Origin of the sequence: Mesorhizobium sp. GbtcB19 (genome assembly GCF_019091085.1) — a bacterium.
Lineage (GTDB): Bacteria > Pseudomonadota > Alphaproteobacteria > Rhizobiales > Rhizobiaceae > Mesorhizobium.
Genome location: NZ_JAGXJY010000085.1, coordinates 1 through 737, shown reverse-complemented (window position 1 = coordinate 737; position 737 = coordinate 1). Strand labels below are relative to the sequence as shown.

The window sequence follows — 737 nt, the reverse complement described above, 5'->3', positions numbered from 1 at the left end:
AAATAGCTTTGCCTCGTGATCAGGTAAAAGGCTTTGAACTATAAATCTGTTGCTTTGTTGTGTAGAATCATCATCTCCAAAAATAGAATTTAATATAAGGTAATCATCTGTAAGACCTTTAAATCCTAACGTTAAAAATGAATGAGATCCGTATTCCCAATATAAAATGAATAACTCTTCTGAATTGAATTTTGTTTTGCGCTTCAATTTAATGAGTTCAGATTCAGTTGCTATTAAAATTTTAATTTTATCTTTTTTCCTACAGTCGGTAATTACAATTGCGCTATCTTCTCCGGATGCGTTTAAAGCTTCGTTGATAATATGTCCTGAGAAAATTTTCTTATCTGAGTTTTTGAAATATAAAAGAGCTACATGAGTCTTAATAGGTTTATTACTAACGCCATTTACCACAGCGTTATTTTCAGCTATATTAATAGCTTTTATTCCTGATCTCGGGTCTGAGCTTTTTTTCAAGTATTCTTCAATTATATTTTCATTAGTCATAATTATTATCTCCTTTATTTGGTTTTTCTGAATCAGTTAACTAAATAATAGTTTTTAATTCTTTTCTTAGAAATGGGGTAATAATTTAACTTTAAAAATATAATAAAGTAAGGGTGGGTTGAAAAAAATGGATATTTATGATAGGGGTGTATGTTCAGTGAGTTCAAGCTAATAATTAATGTTCACAAGGGTTATTTTACGTACTATAATTATCCTAATTATCCCTTTTTTCT

Annotated in this window: 1 protein-coding gene; it reads right to left on the bottom strand. The window is 28.5% G+C overall.

Going from position 1 to position 737, the window contains the following annotated elements; translation table 11 throughout:
• On the bottom strand, window positions 1-504 hold a 504-nt coding region (locus tag KVT37_RS31700; RefSeq protein ID WP_217578947.1), incomplete at its 3' end, for a hypothetical protein.
• Window positions 505-737: the final 233 nt, after the last annotated feature.